Origin of the sequence: Salinicola peritrichatus (assembly GCF_003206715.1) — a bacterium.
Classification (GTDB): Bacteria; Pseudomonadota; Gammaproteobacteria; order Pseudomonadales; family Halomonadaceae; genus Salinicola; species Salinicola peritrichatus.
In genome coordinates, this window is record NZ_PZJU01000046.1 from 28,250 (window position 1) to 45,971 (window position 17,722).

General features: G+C 62.3%; 17 protein-coding genes and 1 pseudogene. 4 read left to right on the forward strand and 14 right to left on the reverse strand.

Features of this window, described 5'->3' with window-relative positions:
- Positions 1-28: 28 nt before the first annotated feature.
- The 7 genes from tsaB to fabV form a co-directional block, all read right to left on the reverse strand.
- On the reverse strand, positions 29-718 hold the full coding sequence (tsaB, locus tag DOM57_RS15905) for a tRNA (adenosine(37)-N6)-threonylcarbamoyltransferase complex dimerization subunit type 1 TsaB (protein ID WP_110650173.1): 690 nt from the start codon (positions 716-718) through the stop codon (positions 29-31).
- Positions 719-818: 100 nt separating this feature from the next.
- A complete protein-coding gene (adk, locus tag DOM57_RS15910) occupies positions 819-1,475 on the reverse strand; it encodes an adenylate kinase (RefSeq protein WP_110650174.1) in 657 nt (218 codons plus the stop codon).
- A gap of 218 nt (positions 1,476-1,693) precedes the next feature.
- Positions 1,694-3,772: a pyruvate dehydrogenase complex dihydrolipoyllysine-residue acetyltransferase gene (gene aceF / locus DOM57_RS15915; RefSeq protein WP_110650175.1), complete on the reverse strand. Its 2,079-nt coding sequence runs from the start codon at positions 3,770-3,772 to the stop codon at positions 1,694-1,696.
- Between the two features lie 125 nt (positions 3,773-3,897).
- Entirely contained in the window at positions 3,898-6,588 is a 2,691-nt protein-coding gene (gene aceE / locus DOM57_RS15920) for a pyruvate dehydrogenase (acetyl-transferring), homodimeric type (protein WP_110650176.1), read from the reverse strand.
- Between the two features lie 361 nt (positions 6,589-6,949).
- Positions 6,950-7,510, reverse strand: a complete 561-nt coding sequence (ampD, locus tag DOM57_RS15925) for a 1,6-anhydro-N-acetylmuramyl-L-alanine amidase AmpD (protein ID WP_110650177.1) — start codon at positions 7,508-7,510, stop codon at positions 6,950-6,952.
- Between the two features lie 20 nt (positions 7,511-7,530).
- Positions 7,531-8,523 (reverse strand): GlxA family transcriptional regulator, encoded by a 993-nt coding sequence (locus tag DOM57_RS15930; protein ID WP_110650178.1) that lies wholly within the window; start codon positions 8,521-8,523, stop codon positions 7,531-7,533.
- Between the two features lie 13 nt (positions 8,524-8,536).
- On the reverse strand, positions 8,537-9,736 hold the full coding sequence (gene fabV, locus DOM57_RS15935) for an enoyl-ACP reductase FabV (RefSeq protein ID WP_110650179.1): 1,200 nt from the start codon (positions 9,734-9,736) through the stop codon (positions 8,537-8,539).
- A gap of 182 nt (positions 9,737-9,918) precedes the next feature.
- Between fabV and DOM57_RS15940 the strand changes: the two genes are divergently transcribed.
- The gene (locus DOM57_RS15940) at positions 9,919-10,320 is read left to right on the forward strand and encodes a DUF7079 family protein (RefSeq protein WP_110650180.1); all 402 of its coding nucleotides are present in this window, start codon (positions 9,919-9,921) and stop codon (positions 10,318-10,320) included.
- 7 nt (positions 10,321-10,327) lie between these two features.
- Here the strand turns inward: DOM57_RS15940 and DOM57_RS15945 are convergent, their stop codons facing one another.
- On the reverse strand, positions 10,328-10,822 hold the full coding sequence (locus DOM57_RS15945; protein WP_110650181.1) for a glutathione peroxidase: 495 nt from the start codon (positions 10,820-10,822) through the stop codon (positions 10,328-10,330).
- Positions 10,823-10,921: 99 nt separating this feature from the next.
- Positions 10,922-11,428 carry an NUDIX hydrolase gene (locus DOM57_RS15950; protein WP_110650182.1) on the reverse strand — a complete coding sequence of 169 codons (507 nt, stop codon included), beginning with the start codon at positions 11,426-11,428 and terminating at the stop codon, positions 10,922-10,924.
- Positions 11,429-11,605: 177 nt separating this feature from the next.
- Between DOM57_RS15950 and DOM57_RS15955 the strand changes: the two genes are divergently transcribed.
- The gene (locus DOM57_RS15955; protein ID WP_110650183.1) at positions 11,606-13,264 is read left to right on the forward strand and encodes an acyl-CoA dehydrogenase family protein; all 1,659 of its coding nucleotides are present in this window, start codon (positions 11,606-11,608) and stop codon (positions 13,262-13,264) included.
- A gap of 7 nt (positions 13,265-13,271) precedes the next feature.
- On the opposite strand, the gene DOM57_RS15960 is transcribed toward DOM57_RS15955, so the two are convergent.
- A complete protein-coding gene (locus DOM57_RS15960; protein WP_204353001.1) occupies positions 13,272-13,880 on the reverse strand; it encodes a LysE family translocator in 609 nt (202 codons plus the stop codon).
- A 173-nt stretch (positions 13,881-14,053) separates the two neighbouring features.
- On the opposite strand from DOM57_RS15960, the gene DOM57_RS15965 reads away from it, so the two are divergent.
- Together DOM57_RS15965 and DOM57_RS15970 are read left to right on the forward strand one after the other, a co-directional pair.
- On the forward strand, positions 14,054-14,377 hold the full coding sequence (locus DOM57_RS15965; protein WP_110650184.1) for an ElaB/YgaM/YqjD family protein: 324 nt from the start codon (positions 14,054-14,056) through the stop codon (positions 14,375-14,377).
- A 160-nt stretch (positions 14,378-14,537) separates the two neighbouring features.
- Positions 14,538-14,948 carry a carboxymuconolactone decarboxylase family protein gene (locus DOM57_RS15970; protein ID WP_110650185.1) on the forward strand — a complete coding sequence of 137 codons (411 nt, stop codon included), beginning with the start codon at positions 14,538-14,540 and terminating at the stop codon, positions 14,946-14,948.
- A 358-nt stretch (positions 14,949-15,306) separates the two neighbouring features.
- Here DOM57_RS15970 and DOM57_RS15975 read toward each other — a convergent pair whose 3' ends face one another.
- From DOM57_RS15975 to DOM57_RS15990, 4 genes and pseudogenes are all read right to left on the reverse strand, one after another.
- Complete coding sequence (locus DOM57_RS15975; RefSeq protein WP_110650186.1) at positions 15,307-16,035, reverse strand: Crp/Fnr family transcriptional regulator; 729 nt, start codon at positions 16,033-16,035, stop codon at positions 15,307-15,309.
- A gap of 367 nt (positions 16,036-16,402) precedes the next feature.
- A complete protein-coding gene (locus tag DOM57_RS15980) occupies positions 16,403-16,636 on the reverse strand; it encodes a zinc ribbon domain-containing protein (protein ID WP_110650187.1) in 234 nt (77 codons plus the stop codon).
- A 264-nt stretch (positions 16,637-16,900) separates the two neighbouring features.
- Positions 16,901-17,305, reverse strand: a complete 405-nt coding sequence (locus DOM57_RS22580) for a KGG domain-containing protein (RefSeq protein WP_110650188.1) — start codon at positions 17,303-17,305, stop codon at positions 16,901-16,903.
- Positions 17,306-17,536: 231 nt separating this feature from the next.
- A pseudogene (locus tag DOM57_RS15990) lies at positions 17,537-17,707 on the reverse strand (helix-turn-helix domain-containing protein); the annotation flags it as partial.
- Between the last annotated feature and the right edge of the window lie 15 nt (positions 17,708-17,722).

Genomic DNA, 17,722 nt, shown 5'->3' on the forward strand with positions numbered 1-17,722 from the left:
GATGAGGCTTCGATGGTGCCTCGGTCGTTCATGCCTTACGCCATGCCACCTCATCACGCAGATAGACGGGAATCACTTCGTGAGGCGCAAGACCACGCGCTCCACGCTCCCATGATGTGGCGGCCAGGCGGGCGATGTCCTCCGCCGCCGGTAACTCGTCGGGGAGGGTCTGCGGCAACGCAGCCTGTATGTCGACAGGTACATTAGACAAAAGTTGCCAACCGCTGCCTATCCCCAGCCACTCGATACCGACATCGCCGTCGGGTAGCCGCAATTTCGATGGCGGAATGACCCGCGCTTCGAGGCTGACGCTGAGCTCACCGTTCATGCAGTGGTAGGCTCCGACGTAGATCTCGTCCATGCGTGCGTCGAGCGCCGCGATCACATGGCGCGCATGCCACTTGCGATGGGCAGCGAGCGCCAGCGCCTCGAGCGTCGAGACGCCCATCAGCGGCAGATCGGCCCCGTAGGCCAGCCCTTGTGCCACGCCGGCGGCGATGCGCAGCCCGGTGAACGAGCCCGGTCCCTGGCCATAGGCGATGGCATCGAGATGACGCAATTCGACGGCGGCCTCGCCAAGCACCTCGTCGACCATCGGCAACAGCCGGCGAGTATGCTCGCGCGGTGCGATTTCAAAACGATGAATCAATTCGCCTTCCCGCCATAGCGCGCAGGAGCAGGCAGTCGTGGAGGCATCCAGGGCCAGCAACGTCGGCATCGATTTCCCGGGGTGACAGCAAAAAGTGGCGGCGATTATACCGCCAACGGGGAACGGAAACGATCGCTCCGCCGGGTGGCGGAGCGACGACAGGGAGGTATCAGCCTTTCAAGGCCGCAAGCACCTGAGCGCGGATATCATCGACGCTGCCAACACCGGCGATGCGATGATATTTCGGTGCGGCTTCGGGATCCTTGGCCGCCCAGTCGCGGTAATAGTCCACCAGCGGCGCGGTCTGGTCATGGTAGACGGACAGGCGGTGACGCACGGTCTTTTCGCTATCGTCGTCGCGCTGGATCAGCGACTCGCCGGTAACGTCGTCCTTGCCCTCTTCCTGCGGCGGCTTGTAGTCGACGTGGTAGACGCGGCCGGATCCCGGATGAACGCGACGACCGGCGAGACGATTGACGATCTCTTCGTCGTCGACCGCGATCTCGACCACGTGATCGAGCTTGATCCCGGCATCCTTCATCGCGTCCGCCTGCGGCAGCGTGCGCGGAAAGCCGTCGAACAGGAAGCCGTTGGCGCAGTCGGGCTGCGCGATGCGCTCCTTGACCAGCGCGATGATCAGATCGTCCGACACCAGGCCGCCGCTGTTCATGGTCTCCTTGACCTTGAGCCCCAGTTCACTGCCCTCCTTGACAGCCGCGCGCAGCATGTCGCCAGTGGAGATCTGCGGGATATGGAAATGCTCGCAGATGAACTGAGCTTGGGTACCCTTGCCAGCGCCGGGGGCGCCCAAGAGGATCAAACGCATCGATACTGCTCCTTCACGAATGGCATCGGTTTTCGACCGGTCAGCGGCGTTGATTGCCCAACGCAGACGACACCGTCAATGGCTCACGACGATACCTGCCCATCGCCAGTGGCACAAGACTCGCTTCGGCTAACGCCCGTTCCCGCCCGGTTCGCAACGAAAACGTCAACGGCTCCCGTGGGAGCCGTTGACGTCATGCTGGCAAGCGCCGCCGTCGATCAGATCAGCAGGCGACGAATGTCGGTGAGTACCTGCGCCAGGAAAGCGGTGAAGCGCGCCGCGTCGGCACCATTGACCGCGCGGTGATCGTAGGAGAGCGACAGCGGCAGCATCAGCCGCGGCGCGAACTCGCTGCCGTTCCAGACCGGCTTCATGCTCGACTTGGAGACCCCCAGGATCGCCACTTCCGGCGTGTTGACGATCGGCGTGAACGCCGTGCCACCGATCGAGCCGAGGCTCGAGATGGTGAAGCTGGCACCGCTCATCTCCTCGCGGGACAGCTTCTTGTTCTGCGCCTTCTTCGCCAGTTCCACCGACTCCTTGGCCAGATCGATCAGCGACTTCTTGTCGGCGTCGCGAATCACCGGGACCATCAGGCCGTCGGGCGTGTCGACCGCCACACCGATATGCACGTAGTGCTTGACGATCAGCTTGTCGCCGTCCGGATGCAGGCTCGCGTTGAACTGCGGATACTTGCGCAGCGCGTAGGCACACGCCTTGATCAAGAACGGCAGCGGCGTCAGCTTGGCGCCCTGGGCTTCCGCCTCGGCCTTCATCGATTTACGGAAGGCCTCGAGCTCGGTGATATCCGCCTCGTCGAACTGCGTGACGTGCGGCACGTTGAGCCAGCTGCGATGCAGGTTGGTCGCGCCCACCTTCATCAGCCGGGTCATCGGCTTCTCTTCGATCTCGCCGAACTGGCTGAAGTCGATCGCCGGTACCTGCGGAATGCCCGCGCCACCGGTTGCCGGCGCCGCTGCGGCACCGCCGCCGCTCTTGCGCTCCTTCATCACCTGCTTGACGAAGGCGTCGACGTCATCCTTGAGCACTCGGCCCTTGGGACCGGAACCCTTGACTTCGCCAAGATCGACGCCGAGTTCGCGAGCCAGTTTGCGTACCGCCGGGCCAGCGTGGACATGCGCGCCGGCGGTCTTGTCGTCGCCGTGCTTGTGACGCGCTTCCGGGCTGGGCTCGCCGGCCGGCTGCTCGCTGCCCTTGGCGTCGGGTTTCGATTGGGCATCGGACTTGGCCGGTGCCGGCTTCGTCTCTTGCTTGCTCGACTCGTCTGCGCCCGGCTTCGATGGCTTGGCCGGCTTCCTGGCACCCGCGACTTCGACGTAGCCGATCAGATCGCCTTCGGAAACGCTATCGCCCTCCTTGACCGAAACTTCGACGACCTTGCCCTTGTAGGGGCTCGGCACGTCCATCGAGGCCTTGTCCGATTCCAGCGTGATCAACGTATCTTCTTCGTTGATCTCGTCGCCTTCACCGATCGCGACTTCGATGACCTCGACGCCCTCGCTGCCACCGATATCGGGAACGCGGATCTCCTTGCGGCTCGGTTCGCCGTCGCCGTCGTCGTCCGCGCCTTCATCGGAGGCGGGCTCGGCTTCGGCACTCGCCGCTTCATCGCTGGAGGCGTCCGCGCTCGGTGCCTCGTCGGCTTCTTCGTCGTCGCCTTCGCCTGCGATCTCCATGGTGCCGATCAGGTCACCTTCGGAGACGCTGTCGCCTTCCTTGACGGAAAGCGACACGATCTTGCCACTGTAGGGACTCGGCACATCCATCGACGCCTTGTCAGACTCGAGCGTGATCAGCGTGTCTTCCGCGTTGATCTCGTCGCCTTCGCCGATCGCGACCTCGATGATCTCGACGCCTTCGCTGCCACCGATATCCGGCACCTTGATCTCGACGGTGCGCTTGCCGCCGCCGGACGATTTCTTCTTCGTCTCGGCCTTCTCGGGCTCGGCTTTTTCTTCGGCTGCATCGGACTTGTCGGGGGCCGCCTCTTCAGCGTCATCCCGGCCACCGTCATCCTGGCTCTCGCCACTGTCGTCGCCTTCGGCTTCGAGTTCGAGGATGTCGTCGCCTTCGGAGACGGTGTCGCCCTCCTTCACCAGCACCTTGACGACCTTGCCGCCCTTGGGTGCCGGCACGTCCATGCTGGCCTTGTCGGATTCCAGCGTGATCATGGTGTCTTCGGCGGAGATAACATCGCCTTCGCTCACCGCGATCTCGATGATTTCGACATCGGTGCTGCCGCCGATGTCGGGAACTTTGATGATTTCGCTACTCAAGGTCGCGCTCCTTTTCATTTGCCAGCCTGCCGTTCAGGCAAGCTGGCTAAACCTGGCCGTGGCCGCCGCGTTCGACCGGCGGCGGCACCTTGATGGGACGCTTCGGTCCAAGACATCAGCGGAGCTCAAGACACCAGCGGGCTGGGCTTGGCGGGGTCGATGCCGTACTTCTTCATGGCATCGCTGACGACCTTGGCGTCGATCTCACCGCGATTGGCCAGCGCGCGCAGCGCCTGAACGGTCACGTAGTAACGGTCGACTTCGAAGAAGCGACGCAGCTGTTCGCGGGTATCCGAACGGCCGAAACCATCGGTCCCGAGGACGTGGAAGTCGGTCGGCACCCAGGCGCGAATCTGGTCGGCGTAGAGCTTCATGTAGTCGGTCGAGGCGATGACCGGACCTTCGGCGCCTTCGAGCTGCTGCACCACCCACGGTTTCTCGCGTTTCTCATCGTAGTCGAGGAACTGCAGGCGATCGTATTCGAGCGCTTCGCGGCGCAGCTCGTTGAAGCTGGTCACGCTCCAGACATCGGCGATCACGCCGTGCTCTTCGGCCAGCAGCTCGGCGGCCGCTTCGACTTCGCGCAGGATCGTACCGCTGCCCATCAACTGAACGCGGGGCTGCTTCTTGCGACCGCTCTTCTTACCAGGCTTGAGCAGATACATGCCACGAACGATACCTTCCTCGCTGCCTTCGGGCATTGCCGGGTGCGAGTAGTTTTCGTTCATCACGGTCAGGTAATAGAAGCAGTTTTCCTTGTCGTGGAACATCCGCTTCAGGCCGTCCTGCAGAATCACCGCCAGTTCATGGCCATAGCAGGGATCGTAGGAACGACAGGTCGGCACGGTCGACATCAGGATGTGGCTGTGTCCGTCCTGGTGCTGCAGACCCTCGCCGTTGATGGTGGTACGACCGGCGGTACCGCCGACCATGAAGCCGCGCGCCTGCAGATCGCCGGCGGCCCAGACCAGATCGCCGATGCGCTGATAACCGAACATCGAGTAGTAGATGTAGAACGGGATCAACGGCAGATGGTGATTGGCATAGGATGTCGCCGCCGCCAGCCAGGCGGCCATGGAACCGGCTTCGGTGATCCCTTCCTCGAGGATCTGACCCTTCTGATCCTCGCGATAGTACATGATCTGGCCGGCATCCATCGGCTCGTACTTCTGGCCTTCGGCGGCGTAGATACCGAGCTGGCGGAACATGCCTTCCATGCCGAAGGTGCGCGCTTCGTCCGGAATGATCGGCACCACGCGGGAGCCCAGCTCCTTGTGCTTGACCAGACCATTGAGCACGCGCACGAAGGACATGGTGGTCGAGACTTCGCGATCGCCGGTGCCCTTGAGCTGAGTGGCGAACATCTTGTCGTCGAGGCCGGGAATCTCCATCGCCTCGAAGTCGTTTCTGCGCGCCGGCAGGAAACCGCCGAGCTTCTCGCGCTGGAGATGCAGGTACTTCATCTCCGGGCTGTCGTCTGCGGGCTTGTAGTAGGGAATGTCGCCGCTTTCGATCTGCTGGTCGGAAACCGGGATGCCGAAACGATCACGGAACGCCTTGAGCGCGTCGACGTCCATCGACTTGATCTGGTGGGCTTCCATGTCGGCTTCGCCGTGGCCACCGCCCATGCCGTAGCCCTTGACGGTATGCGCCAGGATGACGGTGGGCCGGCCGTTGGCGTTGTTGACCGCCTCGTGATAGGCCGCGTAGACCTTCTGCGGATCGTGCCCGCCCCGATTGAGACGGAAAATCTCCTCGTCGGAGTAGCCCTTGACCATCTCGGCCGTCTCTTCGTACTTGCCGAAGAAATGCTCGCGGGTATAAGCGCCACCCTGGGCCTTGTAGTTCTGGTATTCGCCGTCGACCGCCTCGTCCATGCGCTTCTGCAGCATGCCCTTGGTGTCCTGCTCGAACAGCGGGTCCCACAGGCCGCCCCAGACCACCTTGATCACGTTCCAGCCGGCGCCGCGGAAGACGCCTTCGAGCTCGTCGATGACGCGGGAGTTGCCGCGCACCGGGCCGTCGAGGCGCTGCAGGTTGCAGTTGATGACGAAGATCAGGTTGTCGAGCTTCTCGCGGCTGGCCAGGTGCAGCGCACCGAGGGATTCCGGCTCGTCGCACTCGCCATCGCCGAGGAAGGCCCAGACCTTGCGGTCCTTCATGTCTTCGAGTCCACGTGAATGCAGGTACTTCATCACGTGGGCCTGATAGATCGACTGGATCGGCCCCAGGCCCATGGAAACGGTGGGGAACTGCCAGTAATCCGGCATCAGGTACGGGTGCGGATAGGACGGCAGCGCATTGCCGTCGACTTCCTGGCGGAAGTTGTCCATCTGCTCCTGGGACAGACGACCCTCGAGGAACGAGCGCGCGTAGATCCCCGGCGTCACATGGCCCTGGATATAGAGCAGATCGCCCTTGTGGTCGCCATTGTCGGCACGGAAGAAGTGGTTGAAGCCGACTTCGTAAAGGGTGGCACTGGACTGGTAACTGGCGATGTGGCCACCCAGCCCCTTGTGCTTCTTGTTGGCCCGCAGCACCTGAACCATGGCGTTCCAGCGAATCGCCGAGCGGATCTTGCGCTCGATGAACATGTCGCCGGGCATCTTGGCTTCCCGATGAACGGGGATGGTATTGCGATGCGGGGTGGTACCGGAAAACGGCGGTGAAGAGCCGTCACGACGCAGACGATCCGCCAGCCGACTCAAGATGTACCGAGCGCGCTCTTCGCCCTCATGCTCGACGACCGAGGCCAGGGAGTCCAGCCATTCCGTGGTTTCGACCGGATCGAGATCTTCTCGTGTCTCCAGACTCATAGACAACTCTCCGAATGGGAAAAGGTTTGCCATTCGCCCGGCCATGGCGGGTAGCCGCAGCGGGGCTTGGGAATATGCGCTCTTCGGTGCGGGTGCAGCTCTTTTGGGGCCGCTTTCCGAGATTTTTGGCTGTAACTGGATTACAGCAGGCGTGCGTGACGCAGAAAATCAGGCGAAGAAGATACCTCAATCATGGACCTGTGCCAATTCGCCGACACCTTGCCAGCGCTCAAACGCTCGTCCAAATCCATGATTTACAGCGAGTTGGCCATTTCTTGCCCGATGAAGGCCGTGGTCTAGCATTGAGTAGCCCACTTACAACGACCGCCACCACGGGCGACACCTCCCCCCAGCATAGCACTCAAGCCGGGCCCGCCAGCCAGCGCCGCAGGTAGGCCCAGTCGAAGGCGGGTCCAGGATCGCTCTTGCGCAGCGGCGCGATGTGCGCATGACCGGTGATACGCGCCGGATCGATGGCGGGATAGTGGCGCATCAGCACCGTCAGCACGGCGGCCAGTTGCCGATACTGGGCATCCCGGTAAGGCAGTTCGTCGGTCCCCTCCAGTTCGATGCCGATGGTGAAGTCGTTGAGGTCTTCACGCAGACGCTCCCCGTCGAACCAGCGTGACTTGCCGGCATGCCAGGCGCGGCGATCGAACGGCACGAACTGCACGCACTCGCCGTCGCGTCGGATCAGCAGATGCGCGGAGACTCTCAAGGCCGCGATCGCGGCAAAGGCGGGATGGGCCTCGGCCGCGAGCGTATTGGTGAACAGCCGCTCGATGGCATCGCCGCCGAACTCGCCCGGCGGCAGACTGATGCCGTGCAATACCACCGCGGAAATCTCGCCGTCGGGGCGCGCGTTGGCATTGGGCGACGGAACGCGTCGTGCCTCTCGCAACCAGTGATCTTCGATGTGCATCGTCGAATTCCCGATCCGGCTCATGATGAGCTCAGGCTTTCATCCAGGACACGACCCAGCCGCTCGTCCCGTGGGCTGATGCCGAAGTGGTGGCGGTAGGCGGTAGAGAAGTGCGCCCCGGAAGAAAAGCCGTGAGCCAGGGCGATCTCGCCCACCGCCTGGTCGCTCTCGCGCAACAGCCTGCGCGCGCGCTGCAGACGCAGATTGAGATAGTAGCGGCTGGGCACCGCCTGCAGGTGCTTCTTGAACAGTCGCTCCAGTTGCCGCCGCGAAATCCCCAGATGCGCCGACAGTTCGTGGGTCGTCAGTGGTTCCTCGATGTTGGCCTCCATCAGCGTCACCGCCTCGACCAGGCTCTGTGGCGCATGGCCGAGGCGCGAGCGCAACGGCACCCGCTGAGGCTCGTCGGCCATGCGGATGCGCTCGCACACGAAGTGCTCGGAAAGGCGCTGGGCAAGCGAAGCCCCGTGCTGCTGGCCGATCAGCGTCATCAGCATATCCATTGCCGCGGTGCCGCCGCCGCAGGTGAGGCGGTCGCGGTCGATCTCGAACAGCTGATGCGAGACATGAATCGCCGGAAAGGCATGGGCGAAGGCGTCCGCGCTGGCGTAGGGGATCGAGGCGCGATAGCCGTCGAGCACGCCGGAGCGTGCCAGCCAGTAAGTGCCGCCGGCAATGCCGCCGAGCATCACGCCGCGCAGCGCCAGACGCTTGAGCCAATGGATCAGCATGTCGCCATCTTCCGCCACGGGCCAGCCCGGCGTCGGCGCGCAGACGAACAGCATGTCGAGGTGACGGGCATCGCTGCCGGCCACGCTCTCGGGCGCCAGCGACAGCTCGGCGACGCTCTTTACCGGCCGGCCGTCGAGACCGAAGGTGGTGGCGGTATATAGTCGCCGCTCGGCCAGGGCATTGGCGATGATCAGCGGTTCGATGGCGCAGGCCTGGGCCAGCAGAGAAAATCCCGGCGTCATGACGAACCCCACCTGACGTGGGGCGCCGCGTGCGTTCATGATGACAGCGGAATCAGACCTGGACGACGTCGAACTCGACCACCGGATCGACCTCGGCATCGTAGTCGACGTCGTCGCGCTCGAAACCGAACAGCTTGAGGAACTCGTGCTTGTAGCCGGCGTAGTCGGTCAGCGCGAACAGGTTGTCGCTGGTGACCTGCGGCCACAGATCCTTGCACGCCTGCTGAATGTCGTCGCGCAGTTCCCAGTCGTCCAGTCGCAGGCGACCGGCTTCGTCCACCTCGGGCTCGCCATCGGCGTAAAGACGCTCGGCGAACAGACGGTTGAGCTGTTCGATGGTGCCCTCGTGAACGCCCTGCTCCTTCATCACCTTGTAGACCATGGAGATGTACAGCGGCATGACGGGGATCGCCGCGCTGGCCTGGGTCACCACGGACTTGAGCACGGCGACGTTGGCACCGCCACCGCTTTGCTTGAGGCGTTGATCGATCTCGCCGGCGGCACGGTCGAGGTCTTCCTTGGCCTTGCCCAGTGCGCCGTGCCAGTAGATCGGCCAGGTGATGTCGGTGCCGATGTAGCTGAACGCCACCGACTTGGCGCCCGGCGCCAGTACGCCCGCCTTGTCCAGCGCATCCATCCACAGCTCCCAGTCCTGGCCGCCCATGACATCGATGGTGTCGGCGACTTCCTGCTCGGTGGCCGGCTCGACGGAAGCCTCGATGATGGTGTCCTTGTTGGTGTCGATGGCGGTCGCGGTGTAGGTCTCGCCAATCGGCTTGAGACTGGAGCGCTTGAGCTCGCCGCTGTCCGGCAGCTTGCGCACCGGCGAAGCCAGCGAATAGATCACCAGGTCGATCCGCCCCATGTCCTGCTGGATCAGCTCGATCGCCTTGTCGCGCACCTCGTGGGAGAACGCATCGCCATTGATCGACTTGCTGTAGAGCCCTTCGGCCTTGGCGAACTTGTCGAACGCCGCGGCGTTGTACCAGCCGGCGGTGCCGGGCTTCTTCTCGCTGCCGGGCTTTTCGAAGAATACCCCCAGCGTGTCGGCGCCATAGCCGAAGGCCGCGGTGATACGCGCCGCCAGGCCATAACCGCTGGAAGCGCCGATGACCAGCACGTTGCGCGGGCCGCCTTCGACACCGCCAAGGTTGGCCCGGGTGGTCTCGATCTGCTCGAGAACGTTGCGCTCGCAACCGAGCGGATGCGTCGTGGTACAGATGAAACCGCGAACCTTGGGCTTGATGATCACGTCTAACCTCGTCTTCTTGGACCGAAACGGAAACCCCGGCGAGCGTCGCCGGATAGTCGCATTGGGCGCATTCTAACAGGGTGGCGAAAAAGGGCGCGAATGACACATGCGCTCGCGGGCTTGTGCGCATGTCCGAGCTGTTCGAAGATGCTTGCCCGCGAGTCGAGCCACGAGTCAAAGTCATGCACGAGCAAGAGATCGAAACCCTCGTCGTCAAGCGCGGCGCGCTGTGGCTGGCGTTGTCGCCGCTGTGGCTCGAACGCGAGCCGCGCGAGTCCGACTACGCCCGCATGATCCGCGAGATCGATGCCAGCGAGCTGACGCTCAGGCAACTGGAGTGGGTCTACCGTTTGGAGATGTCGCCGGTGATGGCGCGCTATCAACTATCGATGGCGGGCGAGTGGCGAGCGTTCGACGAAACCGTGCTGCTGACGCGGCTGGTACGCCACAATCGCAAGCTCGCCGGCTGGCGCAAGGGCTTCTGGTCGCTGTTCTCGGGGCTGACGACGATGATGAGCCGTCCTCGGTTCAACGAATTGGTGGTGCGGCTGATGGTGGCCCGCGGCGAGCAACCACCGAGCTGAGCCGGCCTTACGCCGAAAACGGCGTATCCAGGGCATCCTCGATCGCCCGGCGCAGCGCGCGCGGCTCGGCGCGAGGCCCGAAGCGGCGAATCACCTGACCGTCGCGACCGACCAGGAACTTGGTGAAATTCCACTTGATCGGCGTGGTGCCGAGAATGCCCGGCGCCTGCCGGCGCAGATGCACGAACAAGGGATGCCCGTCGCGGCCGTTGACTCTCACCTTCTCCATCACGGGAAAGGTCACCGCGTAGCGCCGCTCACAGAATGCGCCGAATTGCCTGGACGATTCCGGCGCCTGGCGCCCGAACTGGTTGCACGGGAAGGCAAGCACGGTAAACCCTTGATCGCGGTATTCGCGATAGAGTTTCTCCAGCCCTTCCAGTTGGGGCGTAAAGCCGCATCGACTCGCGACATTGGCGACCAACAGCACCTGGCCGCGCAGCGCGCGTAGATTGAAGGGCTCACCGGTATGCGTCCGGCAATCTTGGGTGTATAGCGACATGAATGAGCCGATTGGTATAACCGATGATCGACGTCTCGGCGCTCAGGGAACGTCGAGACAGCACTTCGCGGCAGCAAGAGTGCCACGCCGAGCGTGACTTCACCAGCCATCCAGTTCGGCGGCCCTCGCCAGTGCTATGCGCGTGTCCGGCGTGGCTTTTTCCAGCGCCAGGGCCTCGTCCAGCGGCAGCCAGCGCACCGCTGCGACTTCCTCGGGTTGCAGGCGCAGCGGCCCGTCGTAGCGAACCCAGAACAGGCTGCCATAGAGTCTGAGCCCGCCCTCGGCAAAGCGGAAGTCGCCGCCGGGTCTCAAGGGCACGCCGCTAATGCCCAGTTCCTCCTCGAGCTCGCGACGCGCGGCGGGCAATGCGGCCTCGCCGGCGCCGACGACGCCGCCGGCGGCCAGATCGAACCAACCGGGATGGGTCTCCTTGATCGTCGTGCGCTGCTGCACGCAGATCTCGCCGGCCGCGTTGCGCACCACGATATAGGTCGCCCGATGCCAGCAACCCAGACGCCGCATCATGACCCGGGAGGTGCTGCCACAGGGACGGTTGAAAGGGTCGACGAGCTGTACCTGCTCGGCGGCGATGACGGTCTCGCTCATAAGGAATCTTACCGATCGACGAAGCGTTGAATCGCAGCGTATCACGTAACGGCCCGGGCGCTGTGTGCGTTGTGCGCCCGACGGTGCCGAGTTTTCGGATTGCCGCATTTGGTCGAATGGTGACCCTAGCGGGCGGGTATCGGTTTATGCTCGGATCAATCGCCCCGGAGTCAGCCCATGTCCGATTACGCCCCGCGCTCCCGACTCGCCACGCATGACGTCGAAAATCAGCCTGCGTCAGACACCTCGCGAGACCTTTGGCTGTCGGATGCCCCCCTGCGCGAGGCCATCGGCCAGTTGGCGCCGGCATGGGTCGGCGGGCGCCTGGCACCACTCGGCAAGCGCCTGGGAGAAGCCGAGGTGCAGGGCTGGGGCGAACGGGCCAACCGCTTTCCGCCTCAGCTGCGCGCTTTCGACCGTCATGGCCGCCGCCTGGACGAGGTCGATTATCACCCGAGCTATCACGCGCTGATGGAGCTGGCCATCGCCGATGGCTGGCATGCCGTGGCCTGGGAGCATGAGCATTCAGGCGGTCATCAGGCGCATGTCGCCGGGCTCTATCTGCTGACCCAGGCCGAACCCGGCTTCTGCTGCCCGATCACCATGACCCATGCCGCCATGCCGGTATTGCGCCACCTTGTGGCCGACACTTCCTGGCAGGCGCGGCTCAAGGGCCGCCGATACGATCCTCGCGCGATTCCCGCCTGGGAAAAATCGACCAATACCTTCGGCATGGCGATGACCGAGAAACAGGGCGGCAGCGACGTGCGCCGCAACACCACCCGCGCCGAGCCGCTCGAACTCCCGGGAAGCGGTTCGTGGTATCGCCTGACCGGACACAAATGGTTCTGCAGTGCGCCGATGTCGGACGCCTTCCTGACGCTGGCGCAAACCGAGGAAGGGCTTTCGTGCTTTCTGGCACCGCGCTTCACCCCGGACGGCGAGCGCAACGCCATCGAGATCCAGCGGCTCAAGGACAAATGCGGCAACCGCGCCAATGCCTCGGCGGAGATCGAATATGTCGGCGCCTGGGCGCAGCTGGTGGGCGAACCGGGGCGCGGCGTACCGGCGATCCTGGAAATGGTACAGCAGACCCGACTGGACGCCGCCACCGCGCCGGCCGGGATGATGCGCCAGGCGCTGTCCGAAGTCTGGGCCCATGTGCAGGGGCGCGAGGCGTTCGGCCGCCGCCTCGCCGAACAACCGCTGATGCAGCGTGTCGTCGCCGATCTCACGGTCGAAACCGAGGCCAGCCTATGGCTCGCGCTTCGGGCCGCCCGTGCCATGGACCGCGCGGCCGACGACGAACACGAGGCCGCCCTCGCCCGCCTGCTCCCGGCGCTGGCCAAGTTCTGGCACAACAAGCGCGGGCCGGCATTCATGGCCGAGGCGATGGAATGCCTGGGCGGCATCGGTTATGTCGAGGAGACGCCGTTGGCGCGGCTCTATCGTGAAGCCCCGGTCAATTCGATCTGGGAAGGTTCCGGCAACGTGATCTGCCTGGACGTGCTGCGGATAATGGCGCGTCATCCGAGCAGCATCGACGCGCTGCGCAAGGAGCTGGCCCAGGTTCGCGGCGCTCACCCGCTGCTGGACGCTGTCATCGATGCTCTCGCCAGGCGATCGACGGCAGCGCCCGAACGTCTACAGGCCGAGGCGCGCTGGCTCACCCGGCATATGGCCCAGACACTGCAGGCCGCGCTGTTGTTGCGTTACGCTCCGGCCGCCGTGGCGGAAACCTTTTGCGCCACGCGCCTGGGCGAGGCGTCACCGATCTTCGGCGTACTGCCGGCACAGGCGCCGGTCAATGCGATTCTCGACCGGCTGAGGCCTTGAACCGTCGTCAACCGAGCGCCACGCGCGCCGCCAGCATCAGCAGCACCACTCCGGTCAGGCGATGAATCCATACCGCGCGCTGTTGCAGCCAGGGCAGCACGCGGGAGTGAGAGAGCGCCAGCGCCACCAGGACGTACCAACCGCCATCGACGACCGTGGCCGTCGCCACGATCAGCCCGCGCCCGGCGGCACTCATGTCAGCATTGACGAACTGACTCAACAGCGCGATGAAGAAGAGGATCAGCTTGGGGTTGCCCAACGCCACCAGCAAGCCGTCACGCATCGCACGACGCCTGTCGCTGTGCGCCGGCTCGACGGCGAAACCGCCGCCACGCCCGGCACGCAGCGCCTGAATCCCCAGCCACGCCAGATAGAGCGCCCCGCCCCAGGTCACCAGCCGAAACAGCCACGGCTGGTGAACGATGACCGTCGCCAGCCCGAGCACCGTCAAGCCGGCATAGAGCCCGACGCCGAGTGCGTGCGTGATGCCCGCGATCACGCCCGGGAGGCGCCCGCCACCGATGGTATGGCGCATGACCATGGCCAGGCTCGGCCCGGGCGACATCGCACCCAAGGCACAGACCAGCAACAACGATAACCAGAGTTCCAGCGACACCTGCTATTTTCCCGTTCCGATTTCCCTGCGGCGACCATCATGACCAGATGCGGGCCCTCTGACCAGCTCGTTCCAGGACTCGCCAGGAAGACGAAGCACAAGTATCGCGCAGGCACTTACCAGCAACTACGCTGTCAGAGCTACAGGCCCATAAAACATCAGGGAGGTGAACCATGAGCCTATTCAAGCGCGACGAGCAACGCGCCCGCGTCGATCGTATCCGGGAAGACATTCACGACATTGGCGATCAGAGCCAGGCATTGGGACAGGACCTGCGCGACGACACCGAGGATGCGATCGAAGAGGCGCGTCTGCGCAGTGAAGAGCAGTATGCGCGCATGGCCGCGAACACGCGCCGCCGCAACCGGCGTTTCAAGCATTCGACCGGCCGTTCGATGAACGAGTGTGACCGTTATGTTCGCGAACATCCATGGTCCAGTATCGGCGCTGCGACCTTGACCGGCGCCATTGTTGGACTTTTGATCAGTCGACGTTGATCATGCTACCCAGCGCCCCGCTCCGCGGGGTGTCGATGACCTTATTACCAGGCAACCGAAGTTTCAAAGATTAACCGCATTCAAACTTTACAAGCGAAGCTGTAGAAAATTGAGAACGATAGTCGTTTAATCGCGATAAACCTGACTGCAGGAGACAGAAATGAGCGCTGATAAATGGCAGACGATCGACGTCAAGAATATCGACAAATCCGCCCGATCCCTGCATGCCTGTTCGCTGGATCCTTCCATTCGCTGTCTGGCCGAGCTGCGCGCCTCGCAGATCAATGGCTGCCTGACTTGCACCCATTTCCGTCGCGAGCAGGCCGAAGCCATGGGCATTTCGGCCAGCAAGTTGTCTGCGCTGACCGCTTGGGCCGAATCGGATGAATTCGATGAGCGCGAGAAAGCCGCCCTGGCCTGGTGCGAATCCTTTACGCATTTCCGTCCGGCAGACCCCGCCACTCGCAAACTGGCGTTGACGGCGTTTTCACCGCGCGAACTGGCGGATCTGACCATGGCGATAGAGATGACCAGCGCACTCAGCCGCGCTTCGCGCCGCTCCGCGGTCTAGGCTGCGTACGGAAAACTGCCTGGGTTTGTCCATGCGGCGTAAAAGTCGGCTCAAGAAGCAGGGATCGGGCCAGGGCTGGCCATCGCTCGCCGGTTTTTCTTATAGAGCCCGGCCCCGCCCGCGCCAAGGACTGTCGGTCGTTACGCGTTCCTGTGTCGTTTTCGCGATTGCCGAAAGCGAGCCCGCCGTGTTGTCACTACGACAACCCACCTTTCCGGTCCCGCCGCCAAGCCTTTCATGGGCATGGATTCACGATCCGCTCGGCTCAGCAAATCGACCGTAACAGTGTCGGTGTACACAAAGGCGATCGTCGTGATGGCTCTCGCAACGAACGGCGAGGCCGAGAACGACGATGGCGTTATTCGACTAGGTCGATATCGTCATAGAGATTGCCGGAGATACAGCCTTCCGACGCCAACGCCTGCGGATCGAGTATGTGCACCCAACCCCGGGCTCGTTTCAACAGCCCTTCCTGACGAAACGCCGTCAGCGTGCGGCTGACATGTACCGGCGACAACCCCAGCGCGTCCGCCAGATGCTGCTGTGACAGCGGCACCCGAAAGCAGTCTCCCAGCGCCTCGTCGTTGCGCTTGAGTCGGGAAAACAACTCGAACAGTAGATACGCCACTCTTTGGCGCGCGCTACGACGCGAGAGATGCACCAACCGCTCGCTCAAAAGTGCCTGCTGGTAGGAAGACACCGCGAAACAGAGCGAGGTCAAACGCGGGGAATCTCGAAAGATATCAAGCAGGCGTCGATGCGCGATCAGTCGAATCTTCCCCTCCTCCAGCATTGCCACGCTGGAGAGCCGCTCCTTGAAAGGAAACTCACGCAATCCGATGACGTCGCCTGGCAAGAAGATTTCCAGGATATGTCGCGTGCCATCCTCCAGATATCGGAAGGAGTAGGCCCACCCCCGGCTTAACGTACAGAAATCGCGTGCTGCGTCTCCTTCGCGCCAGAGGACTTCTCCTTTAGCCATGACGGCGGGCGGTCCCTCGAGTGCATCAAGCTGGCGACGCTCACTTTCGGATAGACTGCCATAATAACCGAAATGTTGAGCGATACAGCTTTCCTGCTGTTCCATTGCATTCCTGCCTTCTTAAAATTTTTCAGGAATGACAGCATGTTAGAGGGATGAGTTATATAACACCGGTTAGATAGACAGGCGAAATGGTCCAAGCTATCAGCCATGTTTCCAGCGCTTGTCGATAACGTCGGGGATGAGGTCGGACGGAACCAAAGCCGAAGAGGCAGCGGCTGTTACAAAAGGCTTCTTTTTAGCTCTTCCTAATATTAAAGAGATATTGGACACTCTTCGAGTGGCTCAGCTACAGGGTCACTTTCTCGCATACCACCTTTAGCGTTCGGAGCCTTACCCACTCGAAGGCTCCAGCTGACCCGATCCGGATAAGGCTCGTCTACCGATCGGGTCTTTTTTTGGCCATCGCCGACTAGCGTTCGGTGCCTGGAGCCTCATCGCCCGGCAGCCCCTTCTCGACCGAATCGGCAACCTCGTTCTTCACATACTTCTCTTCGCGCTTTTGCATGTCACTGGTGAATTCGGCCTTCTTCCCGACGATTGCGCCGCAGGCTCCGCAACGGACCTCCTGATCAGGTGCATCCCCCGGGGGAATCTGTAGACTTTCGCTGCCACATTGAGGGCACCGGGTAACGGTATCTGTCATGGGTTAGCTCCTTACGAAAGGGTATCAAACGTCTGATCCTGGCTAGCGAAAGGATCTCAGCAAGAAAACAGGAATATCCAATAAAGAAGGCCCAGCCGAAGCCGGGCCTCTATAAGGTGCCATTATCATGGCTTCCTGCCATGTATGAAGACATACCCGCATCTCGTTTCTCTAATACCGTACCTTCCCTGGCGACTCAGTATCAGAGTAACCTGCCAAGCAGTCGATAACCCAATGCAGGTTTAAACTTAAGCCAGCAAACTGTCATGAGTTGCGATTACCGCTACTCTTTCCACCTTTTTCGCCGGCTCTTGATGCTTTCTCTCGATCGTTGGCGAAGTTCCCTCCGCTATGTTCTCCGCCTTTTTGGCCTGCTTCCGAAGCACGCTCCGGGTCGTTGGCGAAGTTACCACCGCTGTGCTGGCCACCTTTGTGACCCGCTTCAGAGGCACGCTCCGGATCGTTAGCGAAGTTACCGCCACTGTGCTCGCCACCCTTGCGGCCGATATCTTCATAGAATTCCCGACCATGGGATTCGGCAGTGGCTTTACCTCCTTTCTCACCGATGTCTTCGTAAAAATCCTTATCGTGAGTTTGTGAAGTAGCCTGCCCACCTTTCTGGCCTGCTTCGTTAACGCTCATGCTGTCTTTGCTACGCTTGTCAGCCATCTCAACCTCCCGTTTTCCATCTCTTTAATCAAGGAGAATCCTCCTCCCCTTGAGCTTGAGATCAAAGCGTTTGTTAGCTTGCACTGACCAAGATAGACAACACGATAGGCTTTTCAAGGGAGACGAAGCGCCCTGAAGCTCTCAAATATGTAACCAATTTTTCAGCGAAGACGACATTCAGCGAATTCTCGCCAAAGCACAAATGAAAAGGCATAAAAGGTTTAAACAGCATTAATCAGGCATTCCTAAATGAAGATAGAGAGGATCGAAATCGCCTGCTTCTTTCAACTTCTCCCAGTCAGGAATGGTCATCTGGTTTCTCTTGGTCCGGATCAGGCCATTGGCACGAAGCGCCTGAAGAACCCGGTTCATATGGACCGGGGTAATACCGATCGCATCAGCCTGTAGTGGTCAACT